The sequence below is a fragment of the Vibrio sp. S12_S33 genome, from assembly GCF_963889785.1.
In the GTDB taxonomy this organism is placed as follows: domain Bacteria; phylum Pseudomonadota; class Gammaproteobacteria; order Enterobacterales; family Vibrionaceae; genus Vibrio; species Vibrio aestuarianus.
Genome location: NZ_CAWPQZ010000294.1, coordinates 1 through 341 on the forward strand (window position 1 = coordinate 1; position 341 = coordinate 341).

Annotated in this window: 1 protein-coding gene; it reads left to right on the top strand. The window is 41.9% G+C overall.

Features of this window, described 5'->3' with window-relative positions; all coding sequences use genetic code 11:
• On the top strand, positions 1-329 hold a 329-nt coding region (gene tnpB / locus AACW06_RS20225), incomplete at its 5' end, for an IS66 family insertion sequence element accessory protein TnpB (RefSeq protein WP_192076397.1).
• Positions 330-341 lie beyond the last annotated feature (12 nt).

Below are 341 nucleotides of genomic sequence, written 5' to 3' on the forward strand. Positions count from 1 at the left end.
ATGTTTACCTGTATCGGGAGTTCGTGGATTTTAGAAAGTCTATCAATGGCCTGGCGGCGATTATCGAGTCCGAAACCGATTTGCCGCTCGGCACGGGCGCACTGTTCCTATTTACCAATAAACAACGCGACAAAGTCAAAGTGTTGTATTGGGATAAAACGGGTTTTGCCCTGTGGTACAAACGGCTCGAAAAAGCCAAATTTAAATGGCCCAGTCAAGAGAAAAAACAGATGTACACCCTGACTCAATTTGACTTAGATAGACTGTTATCTGGCTTCACAATAATCGGCCATAAACCGATGAAAATAGACAACTTTACAATGAGTTAACTTCAATAAAAG